Genomic DNA, 1,611 nt, shown 5'->3' on the forward strand with positions numbered 1-1,611 from the left:
GTACCACGCGCTGACGCCGAACATCCAGCTCTCGCAGACGCTGTTCGAACCGCTGGTCTGCGTCGATGCCGACCTCAAGCCCGAGCCCTGCCTCGCCGAATCCTGGAAGGCCGACGGCAAGGTCTGGACCTTCAAGCTGCGGCCCAACGTCAAGTTCTCCGACGGCTCGCCGATGACCGCGGCCGACGTGCTGTTCACGATGGACCGCGTGCCGAAGGTGCCCAACAGCCCGTCGTCGTTCAAGGTCTACCTGCAGAAGGTCGAGAAGATCGAGGCCCCCGATCCGCTGACGGTGCGCATCACCACCACCGAGCCGTACCCGCTGCTCGCGATCAACATGGTCGGCCTGCCCATCATGTCGGCCAAGGCCGCGGCAGGCTCGGCCCCCGAAGGCAAGACCACCACCGAGTTGAACGCCGGCACCGGCCTGGTGGGCACCGGCCCGTACAAGTTCGTCTCGTGGAAGCGCGGCTCGGAGATCATCTTCGAGCGCAACCCGCACTACTGGGGCAAGGCACCGGCGTGGGACAAGGTCATCTACCGCCCGATCAGCAACCCGGCCGCACGTGTCGCCGCGCTGCTCGCCGGCGATGTCGACCTCGCCGAGGATCCGCCGACCGATGACCTGGAGCGCCTGCGCAAGGAGCCCAAGCTCACGGTGGAGACCAAGGCGTCGAACCGCATCATCTACGTGGCGCTCGACCAGAACGGCGACAGCACGCCGGGCATCACCGCCGCGGCGGGCGGGCCCATTGGCAAGAACCCGCTGCTCGACAAGCGCGTGCGCGAAGCGCTCTCGCTCGCCGTCGACCGCACGGCGCTGGTCTCGCGCACGATGGGCGGCGTGGCCACGCCGGCCGCGCAGCTGCTGCCGTACCCGATGTTCGGCGCCAGCAAGAACCTCGTCACCGCCGCCAAGCCCGATCCCGAGAAGGCCAAGGCGCTGCTGAAGGAGGCCGGCTACCCCGACGGCTTCACGCTGGTGCTGGGCACGCCGAACGGGCGCTACATCAACGACAGCAAGGTGGCGCAGACGCTGGCCGCCATGTGGACGCGCATCGGCGTGAAGACCTCGATCGATGCCAACGCGCCGGCCGTGTTCTTCAAGAACCGCGACACCTACACCTACAGCGCCTACCTCGCAGGCTGGGGCACCGCGACCGGGGAGATGTCGAACACGCTGATCGCGCTGCTGGTCACGCCCGACAAGGACAAGGGCCTGGGCACCACCAACCGCGCCCGCTACTCGAACCCGGCGATGGACAAGCTGGTCGCCGAGGCGTCCGCCCAGATGGACGACGCCGCACGCGCCGCGACGCTCGCGAAGGCCAGCGAACTCGCGATGGCCGATTTCGCGATGCTGCCGATCCACTTCGAGCACTCGGTGTGGGCGRTGAAGAAGAACGTCAGCTTCAAGGGCCGCGCCGACCAGCAGACGATGGTCCAGTACGCGGTGCCGGCCAAGTAGTCGAACCACGCTGATGTCGGCTTTCATCATCCGCCGCCTGCTGCAGGCGGTGCTCGTCATGGCCGTGATGTCGGGCCTGGTCTTCGTCGGCCTCTACGTGGTCGGCGACCCGGTCTCGATGATGGCCAGCGCCGAGGCCACCG

Annotated in this window: 1 protein-coding gene and 1 pseudogene; both read left to right on the plus strand. The window is 68.0% G+C overall.

The window, feature by feature from the left end; translation table 11 throughout:
* Positions 1-1,468, plus strand: a 1,468-nt coding sequence (locus AC1D12_RS32910; RefSeq protein ID WP_477845319.1) for an ABC transporter substrate-binding protein, incomplete at its 5' end; no start/stop codon positions are given.
* Between the two features lie 13 nt (positions 1,469-1,481).
* A pseudogene (locus AC1D12_RS32915) lies at positions 1,482-1,611 on the plus strand (ABC transporter permease); the annotation flags it as partial.

The organism is Rhizobacter sp. P1_G5, assembly GCF_056405435.1.